The organism is Streptomyces sp. NBC_00285, from assembly GCF_036174265.1.
GTDB lineage: Bacteria > Actinomycetota > Actinomycetes > Streptomycetales > Streptomycetaceae > Streptomyces.
This window is the reverse complement of the sequence record NZ_CP108055.1, coordinates 9,435,723-9,449,055: the sequence shown is the minus strand read 5'-3', so window position 1 is coordinate 9,449,055 and position 13,333 is coordinate 9,435,723. Positions and strand designations below refer to the sequence as shown.

17 protein-coding genes are annotated in these 13,333 nt (G+C 70.7%); 8 read left to right on the top strand and 9 right to left on the bottom strand.

Going from position 1 to position 13,333, the window contains the following annotated elements:
- The first annotated feature begins 57 nt into the window (after window positions 1-57).
- A complete protein-coding gene (locus OHT57_RS43315; protein WP_328752452.1) occupies window positions 58-507 on the top strand; it encodes a nitroreductase family deazaflavin-dependent oxidoreductase in 450 nt (149 codons plus the stop codon).
- Between the two features lie 61 nt (window positions 508-568).
- Here OHT57_RS43315 and OHT57_RS43310 read toward each other — a convergent pair whose 3' ends face one another.
- Complete coding sequence (locus OHT57_RS43310) at window positions 569-1,564, bottom strand: cation diffusion facilitator family transporter (RefSeq protein ID WP_328752451.1); 996 nt, start codon at window positions 1,562-1,564, stop codon at window positions 569-571.
- 92 nt (window positions 1,565-1,656) lie between these two features.
- On the opposite strand from OHT57_RS43310, the gene OHT57_RS43305 reads away from it, so the two are divergent.
- Together OHT57_RS43305 and OHT57_RS43300 are read left to right on the top strand one after the other, a co-directional pair.
- A complete protein-coding gene (locus OHT57_RS43305) occupies window positions 1,657-2,676 on the top strand; it encodes a glutathione S-transferase family protein (protein ID WP_328752450.1) in 1,020 nt (339 codons plus the stop codon).
- Window positions 2,677-2,736: 60 nt separating this feature from the next.
- Window positions 2,737-3,039 carry a DUF4235 domain-containing protein gene (locus OHT57_RS43300; protein WP_328752449.1) on the top strand — a complete coding sequence of 101 codons (303 nt, stop codon included), beginning with the start codon at window positions 2,737-2,739 and terminating at the stop codon, window positions 3,037-3,039.
- 1 nt (window position 3,040) lies between these two features.
- On the opposite strand, the gene OHT57_RS43295 is transcribed toward OHT57_RS43300, so the two are convergent.
- The 3 genes from OHT57_RS43295 to OHT57_RS43285 form a co-directional block, all read right to left on the bottom strand.
- A complete protein-coding gene (locus OHT57_RS43295; RefSeq protein ID WP_328752448.1) occupies window positions 3,041-3,433 on the bottom strand; it encodes a VOC family protein in 393 nt (130 codons plus the stop codon).
- Window positions 3,434-3,511: 78 nt separating this feature from the next.
- On the bottom strand, window positions 3,512-3,979 hold the full coding sequence (locus OHT57_RS43290; RefSeq protein WP_328752447.1) for a pyridoxamine 5'-phosphate oxidase family protein: 468 nt from the start codon (window positions 3,977-3,979) through the stop codon (window positions 3,512-3,514).
- A 25-nt stretch (window positions 3,980-4,004) separates the two neighbouring features.
- On the bottom strand, window positions 4,005-4,547 hold the full coding sequence (locus OHT57_RS43285; RefSeq protein ID WP_328752446.1) for a GNAT family N-acetyltransferase: 543 nt from the start codon (window positions 4,545-4,547) through the stop codon (window positions 4,005-4,007).
- A 92-nt stretch (window positions 4,548-4,639) separates the two neighbouring features.
- Here OHT57_RS43285 and OHT57_RS43280 point away from each other — a divergent pair, with 92 nt between their 5' ends.
- On the top strand, window positions 4,640-5,002 hold the full coding sequence (locus tag OHT57_RS43280; RefSeq protein ID WP_328752445.1) for a DUF1304 domain-containing protein: 363 nt from the start codon (window positions 4,640-4,642) through the stop codon (window positions 5,000-5,002).
- Window positions 4,999-5,562: a TetR/AcrR family transcriptional regulator gene (locus OHT57_RS47560; RefSeq protein WP_443053553.1), complete on the top strand. Its 564-nt coding sequence runs from the start codon at window positions 4,999-5,001 to the stop codon at window positions 5,560-5,562. The genes OHT57_RS43280 and OHT57_RS47560 overlap by 4 nt, the downstream gene beginning before the upstream one ends.
- Window positions 5,563-5,569: 7 nt before the next feature.
- Here the strand turns inward: OHT57_RS47560 and OHT57_RS43270 are convergent, their stop codons facing one another.
- Window positions 5,570-6,409, bottom strand: coding sequence for a hypothetical protein (locus OHT57_RS43270; RefSeq protein WP_328752444.1), 840 nt, complete (start codon window positions 6,407-6,409; stop codon window positions 5,570-5,572).
- 67 nt (window positions 6,410-6,476) lie between these two features.
- The gene (locus OHT57_RS43265; RefSeq protein WP_328752443.1) at window positions 6,477-7,445 is read right to left on the bottom strand and encodes a GlxA family transcriptional regulator; all 969 of its coding nucleotides are present in this window, start codon (window positions 7,443-7,445) and stop codon (window positions 6,477-6,479) included.
- A 71-nt stretch (window positions 7,446-7,516) separates the two neighbouring features.
- Here OHT57_RS43265 and OHT57_RS43260 point away from each other — a divergent pair, with 71 nt between their 5' ends.
- Window positions 7,517-8,467 (top strand): NADP-dependent oxidoreductase, encoded by a 951-nt coding sequence (locus OHT57_RS43260; protein ID WP_328752442.1) that lies wholly within the window; start codon window positions 7,517-7,519, stop codon window positions 8,465-8,467.
- 10 nt (window positions 8,468-8,477) lie between these two features.
- Here the strand turns inward: OHT57_RS43260 and OHT57_RS43255 are convergent, their stop codons facing one another.
- On the bottom strand, window positions 8,478-9,584 hold the full coding sequence (locus tag OHT57_RS43255; RefSeq protein WP_328752441.1) for an NAD(P)-dependent alcohol dehydrogenase: 1,107 nt from the start codon (window positions 9,582-9,584) through the stop codon (window positions 8,478-8,480).
- Window positions 9,585-9,606: 22 nt separating this feature from the next.
- Window positions 9,607-11,061 carry an aldehyde dehydrogenase family protein gene (locus OHT57_RS43250; protein ID WP_328752440.1) on the bottom strand — a complete coding sequence of 485 codons (1,455 nt, stop codon included), beginning with the start codon at window positions 11,059-11,061 and terminating at the stop codon, window positions 9,607-9,609.
- Window positions 11,062-11,164: 103 nt separating this feature from the next.
- Here OHT57_RS43250 and OHT57_RS43245 point away from each other — a divergent pair, with 103 nt between their 5' ends.
- Window positions 11,165-11,602, top strand: coding sequence for a MarR family winged helix-turn-helix transcriptional regulator (locus OHT57_RS43245; protein WP_328752439.1), 438 nt, complete (start codon window positions 11,165-11,167; stop codon window positions 11,600-11,602).
- Between the two features lie 233 nt (window positions 11,603-11,835).
- The gene (locus OHT57_RS43240; RefSeq protein ID WP_328752438.1) at window positions 11,836-12,216 is read left to right on the top strand and encodes an anti-sigma factor antagonist; all 381 of its coding nucleotides are present in this window, start codon (window positions 11,836-11,838) and stop codon (window positions 12,214-12,216) included.
- Window positions 12,217-12,270: 54 nt separating this feature from the next.
- Here the strand turns inward: OHT57_RS43240 and OHT57_RS43235 are convergent, their stop codons facing one another.
- Window positions 12,271-13,224, bottom strand: a complete 954-nt coding sequence (locus OHT57_RS43235; RefSeq protein WP_328752437.1) for a ribose-phosphate diphosphokinase — start codon at window positions 13,222-13,224, stop codon at window positions 12,271-12,273.
- Between the last annotated feature and the right edge of the window lie 109 nt (window positions 13,225-13,333).

The following is a 13,333-nucleotide window of genomic DNA, read 5'->3' as shown; positions in this document are numbered from 1 at the left end:
GACTGTGTTGAGTCCGGTGCGAGACCCTCCGCAGCAGACGACGAGGAGACGGAAACCATGCCTCTTGAGGGCGAGTACGAGCCCAGCCCGACCCAATGGGTGCGCGACCAGGTGGAGTTGTACGAGAGCTCCGGCGGCACCAAGGGGAACACGCTCATGGACACGGGGATGCCGGTCATCCTGTTGACGACCCGGGGCGTGAAGAGCGGCAATCTCCGCAAGACGCCCCTGATGCGTGTCGAGCACGACGGGCGTTACGCAGCGGTCGCCTCACTGGGCGGGGCGCCCAAGCACCCGGTCTGGTACCACAATGTCAAGGCCGATCCGCGGGTCGAGCTCCAGGACGGCCCGGCGAAGCGGGAATTCACCGCCCGTGAGGTCACCGGCGCCGAGAAGGACGAGTGGTGGGAGCGGGCCGTCGCGGCGTACCCGCCGTACGCCGAGTACCAGGAGAAGACGGACCGGGTGATCCCCGTCTTCGTCCTGGAGCCCGTCGACGGGGACTGACCGCTCTCGGAAATTCTCGGCACGAGGGCGCATGGACCGGTTTCGGCCGGGAACCTGAGCCTCAGGCCCCGCCGCGTTCCCCCGTCGCGGCGGGGCTTTCCCTTGCCTCCTCGGCCGGCCGGTCGGTGACGTCGAGGAAGATCTCGCCGGCCTCGGACACCGTCCGGGAGACGGAGCGCTTGATGCGCACGGCGGCCTCCTCGACCTGCTCGCTGTCCATGCCGGGCACCAGATCGACACGGGCGGCCACCAGGATCGAGTCCAGCCCCATCTTCATGGTGAACAGCGCTTCCACGCTGTCGATCTCGGGCTGCGCGTCCAGCAACGCCCTGATCCTGGCACTGGACTCCGGGTCGGCGGCCTCGCCGATCAGCTGGCCCTTGGCCTCGCGGCCCAGCCGGTAGGCCACGTAGACGAGCAGCACGCCGATGGCCAGGGAGGCGGACGCCTCCCAGACGACCTGCCCGGTGACCATGTGGAGCGCCATGCCGGCCATGGCGACACTCACACCGAGCACCGCCGTGCCGTCCTCCGCGACCACCGTACGCAGGGCCGGGTCCCGCATGCCCTGGGCGACCCCGCCCTGCTTGTGCACCTGGTGCAGAGCCCGCACCAGTGAGATCCCCTCGGCGAGGAAGGCCACGCCGAGCACGATCAGGCCGGCCACGTATCCGCTGAGTTCCTCCTCGGCGCCGTTACGGAGCGCCTCGATGCCCTGGAAGACGGAGAAGCAGCCGCCCATCACGAAGATCCCGACGGCCGCAATCAGCGACCAGAAGAACCGCTCCTTGCCGTAGCCGAACGGATGGCGCCGGTCGGCCGGGCGACGGCTGCGGCGCAGCGCGGCCAGCAGGAAGACCTCGTTGAGGCTGTCCGCGACGGAGTGTGCCGCCTCCGACAGCAGCGCGGGCGAGCCCGCGAAGAGGCCGCCGAGTGCCTTGGCGACAGCGATCACCAGGTTCGCCGCGAGCGCCACCAGGACGGTCACGCGCGTCTTCCGGTCCGCCTCGCTGTTCGTGGATGTCCCGCTCTTGTCGTTCGTAGATGTCCCGCTCACCTTCGCCGACTGCCCGGCTCGTCGGCACTCACACCGTGCCGTCGGCCGAAAACGGGGAACGCGTCCAGGACAGACGTACGACGGGAGGAAAAATGGGCAGTGCCGACGACGGCAACAGCGCGTACGGCCAGAAGGCGTTCAAGCGGTCCAAGAGCCACTTCGCGGACCGGGTCACCGCCGACGGACGGGACGGCTGGCCGGTGGAGGCCGGCCGCTACCGCCTGGTGGTCAGCCGTGCGTGTCCGTGGGCGAGCCGGGCGGTGATCTCGCGACGTCTGCTCGGCCTGGAGGACACCCTGTCGATGGGGATCACCGATCCGGTCCAGGACGACCGCAGCTGGCGTTTCACCCTGGACCCGGACGGCCGCGACCCGGTTCTCGGCATCCGCTACCTCAGCGAGGCCTACGACCGGCGGGAGAGCGGCCATCCCGGCGGGGTGAGCGTGCCCGCGCTCGTGGACGTGCCCAGCGGGAAGCTCGTCACCAACGACTACCAGCAGCTCACCCTGGACCTGGCCACCGAGTGGACGGCCCTGCACCGCAAGGGGGCGCCCGACCTGTATCCGCGGGCGCTGCGCGACGAGATCGACACGGTGATGGCGGACGTCTACGAGGACGTCAACAACGGTGTGTACCGTGCGGGTTTCGCCACCGGGCAGGAGGAGTACGAGAAGGCGTACGAGGGTGTGTTCCGCCGGCTCGACCTGCTGAGCGCGCGCCTGGCCGGGCAGCGGTATCTGGTCGGGGACACGATCACCGAGGCGGACATCCGGCTGTTCACCACACTGGTTCGTTTCGACGCCGTCTACCACGGTCACTTCAAGTGCAACCGCTGGAAGCTGACGGAGAACGCGGTGCTGTGGGCGTACGCACGCGATCTCCACCAGACGCCGGGCTTCGGTGACACGGTCGACTTCGACCACATCAAACGGCACTACTACCAGGTGCACACCGGCATCAACCCGACCGGCATCGTCCCGCTCGGCCCGGACCTGGCGGGCTGGCTGACGCCGCATCATCGTGAGGAGCTGGGCGGCCGTCCGTTCGGCGACGGCACCCCGCCGGGACCGCCTCGCCCGGACGAGCGGGTCCCGGAACGAGGACGCCCCTGAGCGTTCTCCTCATCGACCGCTTACTCGGACTGCTCGGACTGCTCGGACAAGGAGATCCACATGGCAAAGAAGAAGAAGATGAAGCTCCCTCTCGCCTACCAGCCCCTCGGGTTCGCCCTCGGCTGGTCGAGCGGCTGGCTGGCGGGGCTCGCCTTCCGTAAGACCTGGATGGCGATTCGCAACGAGGAGGACGCGCCGGACGCCCTGGACCAGGACCGCGGCTGGGGGGAGATCCTCCTGGCGGCCGCGGTCCAGGGCGCCATCTTCGCCGTGGTGCGCAGTGCGGTGGACCGCACCGGCGCGAAGGCCATCGAGCGGTCCACCGGCGTCTGGCCGGCCTCCGAGAAGGGCGGCCGGGACTGACTCAGCCCTGCTTGGGCGCGGTCGGGGTGACCAGGCGCAGGGTGAAGGAGTGGCCCGCCGGATCGGCGTACCCGCGTTCCTCGTACGGCCCTGAGATGTCCTTCGCCTCCAGCGGGCGGCCGCCGAGTTCCACCACCTTGCGCTCGGCCGCGTCCAGGTCGTCCACAACGAAGTCGATGTGGGCCTGGAGGGAGTTCTCGGGCCGTGGCCAGCTCGGCGGCGTCGCCTTCACGTCGCGACGGAATCCGAGGCGGAACCCGTCGGCGCCCCTGATCTCGACGCGGTTGGCGGTGGCGTCCGTTTCCTCGGCGTCCAGTAGTTCCTTGTAGAACACGGCGAGTTTCTCGGGCTCGGCACAGTCGAGCACGACGACCCCCGTTTTCACCAGTGCCATGTCTCCTCCGAAGGGTCCGGCCGCGGGGCGTTGGCGCCCCGCGGCCTTGTACCTTGCGGATATCCCGGCGCGGCCGATTCAGTCGGCGGGCAGCCACTCCCCGTCCCGCATCAGCTCGCGGCCCGTGAGTTCGTTCTCCTCGCGCCAGGCTTGCACGCGCTGCGGCCGGACGCGGAAGTACAGGTAGGGCGTGGTGAGCCGGCGGGGGTCGAAGCCGGTCCGCGTGGCGAACCCGTCTCCCTCTTCCTCGGTCAGTTCGGCCTGGGTGACGGTGTCGACGGTGCCCTCGATCATCACGACGTCCCGGGTGGGTCCCAGACCGAGCCGCACTCTGCCGGTCGCCTTCAGGTTGCGGCCGGTGGGGCTGTTGGCCGGGGTGGCCAGCAGGACGGTGGAACCGTCCCACACGAACGAGAGAGGAACGAGATAGGGCACACCCGATCCGTCGTCAGGGGCCGTGGCGACCCAGACGTCCGCGTCGTGTTCGAGTCGGTGCAGGGCGTCCTGCTTACGCTGCTTGGCGGGGCGTGCGGGCTGCGCGGCCATGAGTGGGCGTCCTCCTGCTGGATCATCAACTGACGTTGTCAGTCTTGCCGTTCGCGGCGGGTTCCACCTCCGGCTTTCCGCCGCCAGGGTGCCGCAACGGGTGTCGCAACGTCAGGAACTGGGCCGTGAAGCCCTGCCGCTCGTAGAAGCGGATCGCCTCCGTGTTGGCGCAGTAGGCGGTGACCTCGACCTGGGCGGCGCCCTGCGCGGTGGCCCAGGCCAGGAACTCCTCCACCATGCGCCCGCCGGCGCGTGCCCGCCGATGCGCGGGCCGGACGTACATGCTGACCAGCGTGGCGGCCTTCACGGGCCGCATGGCCGAGGGCTCGGTCACCGATCCCGTCAGGTGTCCGACCACTTCGCCCCGGTGGACCGCAGCCAGGACCAGTCGCGCCGGGTCCGACAGGGCCGCCGTGAACGACGCCGCCCCGTGCTCGCGCGGCCAGTCGATGTCCACGTTCGTGTCCCTGGTACCCGCGTCCTCGGCGAAGAGGCCGGTACTGGAGGCGACCAGTCCCGGGATGTCCTCGGGGCGGGCGCGGCGCACGGTCAGGTCCTGATCGGTCATGCGCGCACGCTATCGGGCGGGACTGACAGCGCGACTTTCTGGACGACTGTCCTGCTATGGTGGACACCTGTCCAAGAAAGAGGGAGAACCCGGTGGAGATCCTGGCGAACGTGCTGGTCGGCCTGGTGGCGGCGCTGCACCTGTACATCCTGGTGATGGAGATGTTCCTGTGGCAGAAGAAGCCGGGCATGTCCTTCCACGGGTTCGACCCCAAGATGGCCCGGGCCACCGCCTCCATGGCCGCGAATCAGGGTCTCTACAACGGGTTCCTCGCGGCGGGCCTGGTGTGGGGGCTCGTGGCCGCGGATCCGACCGGGTTCCGGGCGCAGATCTTCTTCCTCGCGTGTGTGATCGTCGCGGGGGTCTACGGCGCCGTGACCGCCAACATCCGGATCCTCGCCGCGCAGGCGTTGCCCGGCGCACTCGCCCTGGCCGCCGTCCTAGTCGCGCGGTGACCCGTCCCGCACCCGAGGACCCGCGGGCGGCCCGCACCCGGGCGCGGCTGCGGGAGGCGCTGCTCGCGGAGTGTGCCGAGCGGCCGCTGGAGGAGGTCGGGGTGGCCGCGCTGGTGCGGCGGGCCGGGGTCGGACGGGCCACGTTCTACGTCCACTACGACGGCCTGGAGGCGCTCGCGGTCGACGCCTGCGCGGACGTCGTACGGGATGCCGTGGAGGCGCTGCACGCCTGGCGCGGGCGGCCCGATCCGGTGCACGCGCCGCCCGCGCTCGCCGAGTTCTTCGCCTCCCTCACCCCGCGCACCGAGCTGTACCGGGCCCTGCTCACCCCGGGCGGCGGAGGCCCGCTCGGCCGGGTCCTGCACCGTGATCTGAGGGCCTACAGCCTGCGGGAACGCGAACTCGCGGGCGCGGCCGACGCCCCGCTGGTCGCCTCCGCGGTCGCGGCGACCTTCGCCGGTGTGCTGGGCGACTGGCTGCACGGCCTGCTCGACGCCGACGCGGCCCACATCGCCGACCAGGTCTGGCAGTTGCTGGTCGCGCTGCACGCCAGCCGCTGAGTCACACCTACTTGCAGGCCACCTGTTCCCTGAGAAGGGGCCAGGCGTCCACACCTTCGGGGGTGCGGACGTACGCCGTCCGCCGGTCGTTTGTCAGCCACACCCGCCAGTCCTGGTAGCGGTATCCGGTGTCCCGCGCGGCGGCCGGCAGCTCGACCCCGTCGTCGTAGCGGGCCGTGGCCATGCCGGGCTCCAGCAGGCCCTCCGGGTTACGGGCGTACGTCCGGTCTCCCAGCGCGAGGAAGTGCACAGCCCGCCAGCCGCAGTGGTCGTCCCCCGCGGAGCCGGTGACCTCGGTGGTCGACACCCGGCCGCCGTCACGGTCCGTCCAGATCTCGATGCCGTGGGAGTCGGTGTACGACGCCGGGAGTTCGGACGGGTCGCAGGACGCACTGGTCTCCGGGCCCCAACCAGGCCTGCCCTCCTGGTCCTTGGCAACCACTACCGCCACCTTGGTGCGGCCGTCCACGTCGTAGGAGTACAGCACCCGGTCCGGCTCCCGGCGTTCCGCGCGGTAGCCGGAGCGAGGGTCGCCCGGGTCGAACAGGTCGAAGTACAGCGCGAGCCCTTCCTCCGGGCTGTCCCCGCCGTCGTCGCCGCTCCAGCCGTCGGGACCGTTGCCGAGGTGGATCTCCCCCTCGCACTCCAGGGCCCGGCCCGCGGCCCCGGAGGCGAGCCGCATGGCCTGCGGGGTGTGCTCGTCCAGCTCCTTCGTGGGGACGTTCAGCGGTCCGTCGTAGGGCGTGGCGGGTGCGGTGCCCTCGATGACGACGCCCTCCCCGGACTCGCATGCCACGACCGCCACGGCCACCGTCGCCACCAGTACCACCCACAGCGCTCCGCGCATCCCCGCTCCCCGTCCACCGGCCGTCCTCGTGATCCTTCGACGCCGAGGGGCCCCGGAACGTTCGCGGTCAGCGGGCGGCGGTCCGGAACGTCCGCCGGTAGGCCTGCGGCGACACCCCGATGGCCGCGTGCAGATGCTGCCGCAGGGACGCGCCGGTGGCGAAGCCGACGCGGCCGGCGATCCGGTCGACCGGCAGGTCGCTGGACTCCAGCAGGTGCCGGGCCCGGACCACGCGCTGCTGGATCAGCCAGCGGCCGGGGCTGAGCCCGACCTCGTCGTTGAAGCGGCGGGCGAAGGTGCGCAGGCTCATCCGGGCGTGGGCGGCGAGATCGGCGAGGGTCAGGGGCTCGTCGAGGCGTTCCAGGGCCCAGGCGCGGGTTCCGGCGGTACTGGCGGCGCCCTGCTCGGGGACCGGCTGCTCGATGTACTGGGCCTGGCCGCCGTCCCGGAAGGGCGGGACCACGCAGCGGCGGGCCACCGCGTTGGCCAGTTCGCTGCCGTGGTCCTCGCGGACCAGGTGCAGGCAGACGTCCACGCCGGAGGCGGCTCCGGCCGAGGTGAGGATCCGGTCGTCGTCGACGAACAGGACGCCGGGGTCGAGGTCGATGTGCGGGAACATGCGCCGGAACTGGTCCGCGAGCTGCCAGTGGGTGGTCGCCCGGTGGCCGTCCAGGAGACCTGCCGCGGCGAGCACGAAGGCACCGGTGCAGATGGAGACGATCCGGGCGTCCGGGCGGATGAAAGAGAGCGCCCTCAGCACCTGCTCAGGCAGGTCGGCGGTCACCCGTTCCGGAGACAAGGGGGCGATCACCACGGTGTCGGCGGTGGCGAGGACGTCGGGCCCGTGCTCGACGCCGATGGTGAAGTCGGCGTTGCTGCGCACCGGTTGGCCGTCGACCGTGCAGGTCAGCACCTCGTACCGGCCGTCGGCGGCGCCGAGGATCCGACTGGGGATGCCCAGCTCGAAGGGATACACGCCGTCCAGGGCCAACACCACGACCCGTTCGGTCCGCCCGGTCTCGTCTCCATGCCGCATGGCACGATCCTATCGAAGGTTGGCAATCGTGCCATTTCCCGGGCAGGCCGACCCGGGCAGGCTGGACGACCATGAGCACTGTGAACACGATGCGAGCCATCAGTCAGGACGTCCTCGGCGGGCCCGAGGTCCTCAAGGAGATCGAGGTGGAGCGCCCGGCACCGCGGGCGAACGAGGTACTGGTGCGGGTACGCGCCGCCGGCCTGAATCCGACCGACTGGAAGCACCGCGCGACCGGCGGCTTCCTGGGCGAGCCGCCGTTCGTCCTCGGCTGGGACGTGTCCGGCGTGGTCGAGGCGGTCGGCATCGGGGTCGCCACGTTCGAGCCCGGCGACGAGGTGTTCGGCATGCTGCCGTACCCGTGGGGCCACGGCTCGCACGCCGAGTACGTCGTCGCGCCGGTCCGTGCGCTCACGCACAAGCCGTCGTCGATCGACCACACGCAGGCCGGCGCGCTGCCGCTGGTGTCCCTGACCGCGTGGCAGGCGCTGGTGGAGATCGCGGATCTCCGGCCGGGGCAGCGGGTGCTGATCCACGCGGCGGCCGGCGGGGTGGGTCACGTGGCCGTGCAGATCGCCAAGGCGCGGGGCGCATATGTGATCGGTACCGCGAGCGCGGGCAAGCACGACTTCCTGCGCGGTCTGGGGGCCGACGAGGTGATCGACTACCGGGAGACGGACTTCGTGGACGCCGTGAAGGACGTCGACGTGGTGCTGGACACGCTCGGCGGCGAGACGTCCGTGCGCTCGCTGCGGGTGCTGCGGCCGGGCGGGGTCGTGGTGTCGATCCTGCCGGTCGGTTCGGACGAGTTCGGCGAGGAGGCCGAACGGCTCGGCGTACGGGCCGTCCGCATGCTCGTGGACGCCGACCGCGCGGGGATGCGGGCGATCGCCGACCTCGTCGACAAGGGCCTGCTGCGGGCGACGATCGCGGGGACGTTCCCGCCGGCCGATGCCGCCGAAGCGCATGCGCTGGGCGACACCGGCCGTACGACGGGCAAGCTGGTCCTGGTGATGGACTGACCGACCGGGGTCAGAACGTCAGGACGGGCTTGATCGCCTTGCCCGCGCGCATGTCCCGCACCGCCTGGTCGATCTCCGCGAACGGATAGGTGCTGATCAGGCGGTGCAGCGGCAGGCGTCCCTCCTTCACCATGCGGACCAGGGCGGGGATGAAGCTCTGCGTCTCGGCGTCGCCGAGGGTGAGACCGACGACCCGCTTGCCGCCGAGCAGCCCGTTGACGTCGAGGGAGACCTCGGTGCCGAACGGCGGGGCGCCGACGACGACCACGGTGCCGCGTGCGGCGAGCGCGTCGACGCCCTGCCGCAGGACACTCACGTTGCCGGTGGTCTCCACGATGCCGTCCGCGCCCTGCCCGCCGGTGATCGTGGCGAGCGCCTCACCGAGGTCCTCGTCCGCCGCGTTGACGGTGTGGGTGGCGCCCAACTCCCGTGCGAGGGAGAGCCGTTCGCCGACCCGGTCGACGGCGACGATCGTCGTGGCGGGAGTGAGGGCGGCGGCCATGACCGCGGACAGGCCCACGGCCCCGGCACCGAGGACCACGATCGTGGAGCCGGTGACGGGCTTCAGTACGTTCCACACGGCGCCGACACCGGTCTGGACTCCGCAGCCGAGCGGGGCGATGGACTCCAGCGGCACGTCCCTGTCGACCCTGACGAGGCTGCGCTCGTCGACCAGGGCGCGCTCGGCGAACGAGGACTGGCCGAAGAAGTGCCCGCCGAGCGGTTCGCCGTCGCGGCTGATGGTGCTGGTGCCGTCGGCCCGGCGGCCGCCGAGGAGGTTCAGCGGCAGCCAGGTGCCGCAGTAGGCGGGGTGGCCGCCGTCGCAGTTGCGGCAGTCGCCGCAGGAGGTGAAGGACAGCACGACGTGGTCGCCGGGCGCGACGCCGGTGACGGCAGGGCCGACGGCCTCGACGACTCCCGCGCCCTCGTGCCCGAGGACTCCGGGCAGCGGGAAGGGCAGTCCGCCGCTCGCGACACCGAGGTCCGTGTGGCACAGGCCGGTGGCGACCATGCGGACGAGCGCCTCATGGGGTCCGGGCTCGTCGAGGGTGACGTCGGAGAGGGTGAAGGGTGCGCCGCCGGACTCGACGACCGCGGCACGGGTGGTGATGGACATCGCAGGAACTCCTTGGAAGTGCTCAGTCGAGCGAGACGACGACGGACTTGACCCTGGTGTAGGCATCGAGCGCCTCGGGGCCGTACTCGCGGCCGTAGCCGGAGTCCTTGACTCCGCCGAAGGGCACCGCCGGGTCGAGCATCGCCCAGTCGTTGACCCAGACGACGCCGGCCTGGAGGCGGTCGGCGACCCGGTGGGCGCGGGCGAGGTTCGTCGTCTGGACGCCCGAAGCCAGGCCGTACGGTGTGGAGTTGGCGAGGGCCACGGCCTCGTCCTCGGTGTCGAAGGGCTGCACGGTCAGGACCGGTCCGAAGATCTCCTCCTGTACGACCCGGGAGTCGTTGGAGAGGTCGGCGATCACGGTGGGCTTGTAGTAGAAGCCGCCGTCGAGGTCGAGGCGTTCACCGCCGCAGACGATGCGGCCGCCCTCCTTGCGGGCCAGGTCGATGTACTCCTCGACCTTCTTCAGGTGCTTCTCCCCCGCCATGGGACCGACGACGGTCTCGGGGTTGCGCGGGTCGCCGACCGGTACGCCGGGCACGGCGTCGGCGAGGATGCCGAGCACGGTGCTGTATACGGACCGGGCCACGAGCAGGCGCGGGCCGCCCATGCAGAACTGGCCGGTGTTGAAGACGAAGGCCTTGATGATCGCGCCGATGGCCTTCTCCAGGTCGGCGTCCTCGAAGACGAGGTTGGCCGCGTTGCCGCCGAGCTCCATGGTGACGGGCTTGAGCGCCTCGCCCGCGGTGACGGCCACGTGGCGGCCGATCGCGGTGGAGCCGGTGAAGGCGATCTTGTCGACCCCGCGGTGGCGCAGCAGGGCCTCGCCGGCCACCGGACCGGTGCCGGTGACCACGTTGACGACGCCGTCCGGTACGCCCGCCCGCTGGAACAGTGCGGCCATGTAGAGGGCGCTGAGCGGGGTCTCGTCGGCCGGCTTGTGCACGACCGTGTTTCCGGCCGCGAGCGCGGGGCCGATCTTGGAACCGGCGAGGATCAGCGGGAAGTTGAAGGGGGTGATCGCGGCGACCACACCGAGCGGCTCGCGTTTGGTGTAGGCGAGGGCGTTCATCGGGGTGTTGCGGACCGAGCCGTCGATCTGCTGGGCGAGGGCGGCGAAGTACTCGTAGTCGTTGGCCACGTTGGTCACGTCCACTGCCTGGCAGAGGGAGATCGGCTTGCCGACGTCCAGGCTCTCCAGCTGGGCGAGTTCGTCGGCGTTCTCGCGGATCAGCTCGGCGACCCGGTGCAGGATCCGGCCCCGCTCGCGTCCGCTCAGGCCGGACCAGGTGCCGCCGTCGAAGGCCTCCCGGGCGGCGCGGACGGCCGCGTCCACGTCGGCGGCGCCGCCCTCCGCGACGGTCGTGAGGACCGCGCCCCGGGACGGGTCGACCACCTCCGTGCGCGCGCCGTCGGCGGCCTCGCGCCACTGACCGCCCATGAACAGCCGTCCGGGTTCGATCTCGATGGGGGACATCACCGCTCCTCAGCATCGTCGCCAAGATTTCAATCAACAGGATTCCTGTTGGTTCGCAGTCTCTTTACGGACAGGTTTCCTGTCAATGCTCTAGCCTGAACCCATGCTCGACACACAGGTGACCAAGGCACCCCCGTCTCTCCTCTACATGGTGAAGCAGGTGGAGCTCGTTGTCCGCTCCCACCTGGACGAGCTGGTCAGACCGTCCGGGATCACCGCCCTGCAGTACACGGCCCTGACCGTGCTGGAGCGGCACGACGGACTGTCGGCGGCGCAGCTGGCCCGGGACTCCTTCGTCACCGCCCAGTCGATCGCCGATCTGGTGCGCTCCCTGGAGACGCGTGGAGTGGTGCGGCGCGAGCGCAATCCGAGCAACCGGCGCGAGCTGCGGATCCTGCTGACCAAGGAGGGCCGCGCCCTGCTCGCGCAGCACGAAGCCCCCGTTCGGGAGCTGGAGGAGCGGATGATGCGGGACCTCACCGCGCACCAGACGGAGCAGTTCCGGCAGGCACTGACCAAGGCCTGGCACGCCCTGTCGTGAGCCGGGCGGGAGCCCCGCGTGAACCTGTTGCGAACCGACGGTCGCAATTCGAAGACATATGTCAATCGAACATGCTCAAATTCACTCCAACGAGGGTAACTTGCAGGGCGGGGAGCGGATTTGCACGCCCTCGGGGCCCGGTGACACCTCTACGCTCACAGCGCGTCGTCACCCCGGCCCCCGGTGATCTGCACCCTTTGTCGTTCGTGGATCCGGTTGGAGGCGATGTCGTCGTGCAGCATGAATCTGCACCGCCGTCCCGGTATCTGCGCGTCCGTGAGGACCGCGGGCACACGGTGCTGGAGTTCCGGGGGGAGATCGACATCGCCGCGGCCACGGAGGTCATGCCCCATCTGGACCGGGTCACCGGACAGCCGGACGTACGGCTGGTGATCGACCTCAGTTCCGTGGAGTTCTTCGACTGCTCCGGGCTGCGACTGCTCTACCGCGCCCGGTCCCGCGTGCTCGACAACAACGGCTGTCTGCTTCTGGTCTGCACGCATCCGCTCACGTTGCGGGTCATCCGGGTGACCGGCCTGGCCCGGCTGCTGCCCCCGCTGCCGTCACTGGACGCGGCCCTGGGACAGCCCGAGGCCACATCCGGCTCCTTGTGACGGCGTCCCGTTCCACGATGTCGGCGAGCCGACCACGCGCTCTCGGTGACCCGTCTACTCACTTCGCGGCGCGTCGAACAGGGCGCTGACGGACTCACCGTTGTGAATGCGCCGCACGGCCTCGGCGAGCGCGGGGGCGATGGACAGGATCCGCAGCTTGTCGGTGCGTTCCTCGTCGGGGACCGGCACGGTGTTGGTACAGACGATCTCCAGCACGTCGGGCTGCTCGCCGATCCGCTTGAGGGCGCCGTCCGCGAACAGCCCGTGCGTACAGGCCACCCGGATCGACCGCGGCCCCAGCTCACGCAGCCTGTCCAGTAGTTCGAGGACCGTGGAGCCCTTGGCGATCTCGTCGTCCAGCACGATGACGTCCCGGCCGGTGATCTCGCCGATGACGTCGCTGATGCTCACCCGGTCGTCGGCGAACCGCTGCTTGGCACCGGCGGCCACCTGGGCGCCGATCAGCCGGGCGAAGGCGGCCGCCTCCTTGGCGTTGCCGAGGTCCGGGGAGACGACGGTGGTGCGGGAGAGGTCGTACTGCCGGAAGTGCGCGGCCAGTTCACGCAGCGCGTGCAGGTGGTCCACCGGGACCGAGAAGAAGCCGTGGACCTGCGGCGAGTGCAGGGTCATGGCGAGGACGCGGCTCGCGCCGGCGGAGACCATCAGGTCGGCGACGAGCCGTCCGCCCAGCGAGATGCGGGGCGCGTCCTTCTTGTCGGAACGGGCGTAGGAGTAGTGCGGCATGACGACGGTGATCCGGCGGGCGGAGGCGCCGCGGGCCGCGTCGCACATCAGCAGCAGTTCCACCAGGTGCTCCTGGACCGGCCGCACCAGCGGCTGGATGAGGAAGACGTCCCGCTCCCTGCAGTTGGCCTGGAGCTGCACCTCGAGACAGTCGTTGGCGAACCGGCTGACCCGGGTGGGACTCAGCGGCACACCGAGATGCGCGCAGACCTCCGCCGCCAGCTCGGGGTGGGCGCTACCGCTGAACATGGCGATGTCTCGCACGAACCTGCTCCTCGGATGATCATCTGGGCTGCCCGGCTCATGCTACTGGCCGCTGACCACCGAAATTCGGTTGCGGTGCCCCGACGGCAGGGCGCCATGATGGCCCCGT

Coding starts and splice junctions, on each gene's coding strand:
- OHT57_RS43295 (WP_328752448.1), bottom strand. CDS start 3,433: ATGGCACTGGTGAAAACGGGGGTCGTCGTGCTCGACTGTGCCGAGCCC.
- OHT57_RS43290 (WP_328752447.1), bottom strand. CDS start 3,979: ATGGCCGCGCAGCCCGCACGCCCCGCCAAGCAGCGTAAGCAGGACGCC.
- OHT57_RS43245 (WP_328752439.1), top strand. CDS start 11,165: ATGCTCGACACACAGGTGACCAAGGCACCCCCGTCTCTCCTCTACATG.
- OHT57_RS43315 (WP_328752452.1), top strand. CDS start 58: ATGCCTCTTGAGGGCGAGTACGAGCCCAGCCCGACCCAATGGGTGCGC.
- OHT57_RS43270 (WP_328752444.1), bottom strand. CDS start 6,409: ATGCGCGGAGCGCTGTGGGTGGTACTGGTGGCGACGGTGGCCGTGGCG.
- OHT57_RS43305 (WP_328752450.1), top strand. CDS start 1,657: ATGGGCAGTGCCGACGACGGCAACAGCGCGTACGGCCAGAAGGCGTTC.
- OHT57_RS43255 (WP_328752441.1), bottom strand. CDS start 9,584: ATGTCCATCACCACCCGTGCCGCGGTCGTCGAGTCCGGCGGCGCACCC.
- OHT57_RS43300 (WP_328752449.1), top strand. CDS start 2,737: ATGGCAAAGAAGAAGAAGATGAAGCTCCCTCTCGCCTACCAGCCCCTC.
- OHT57_RS43265 (WP_328752443.1), bottom strand. CDS start 7,445: ATGCGGCATGGAGACGAGACCGGGCGGACCGAACGGGTCGTGGTGTTG.
- OHT57_RS43260 (WP_328752442.1), top strand. CDS start 7,517: ATGAGCACTGTGAACACGATGCGAGCCATCAGTCAGGACGTCCTCGGC.
- OHT57_RS43285 (WP_328752446.1), bottom strand. CDS start 4,547: ATGACCGATCAGGACCTGACCGTGCGCCGCGCCCGCCCCGAGGACATC.
- OHT57_RS43250 (WP_328752440.1), bottom strand. CDS start 11,061: ATGTCCCCCATCGAGATCGAACCCGGACGGCTGTTCATGGGCGGTCAG.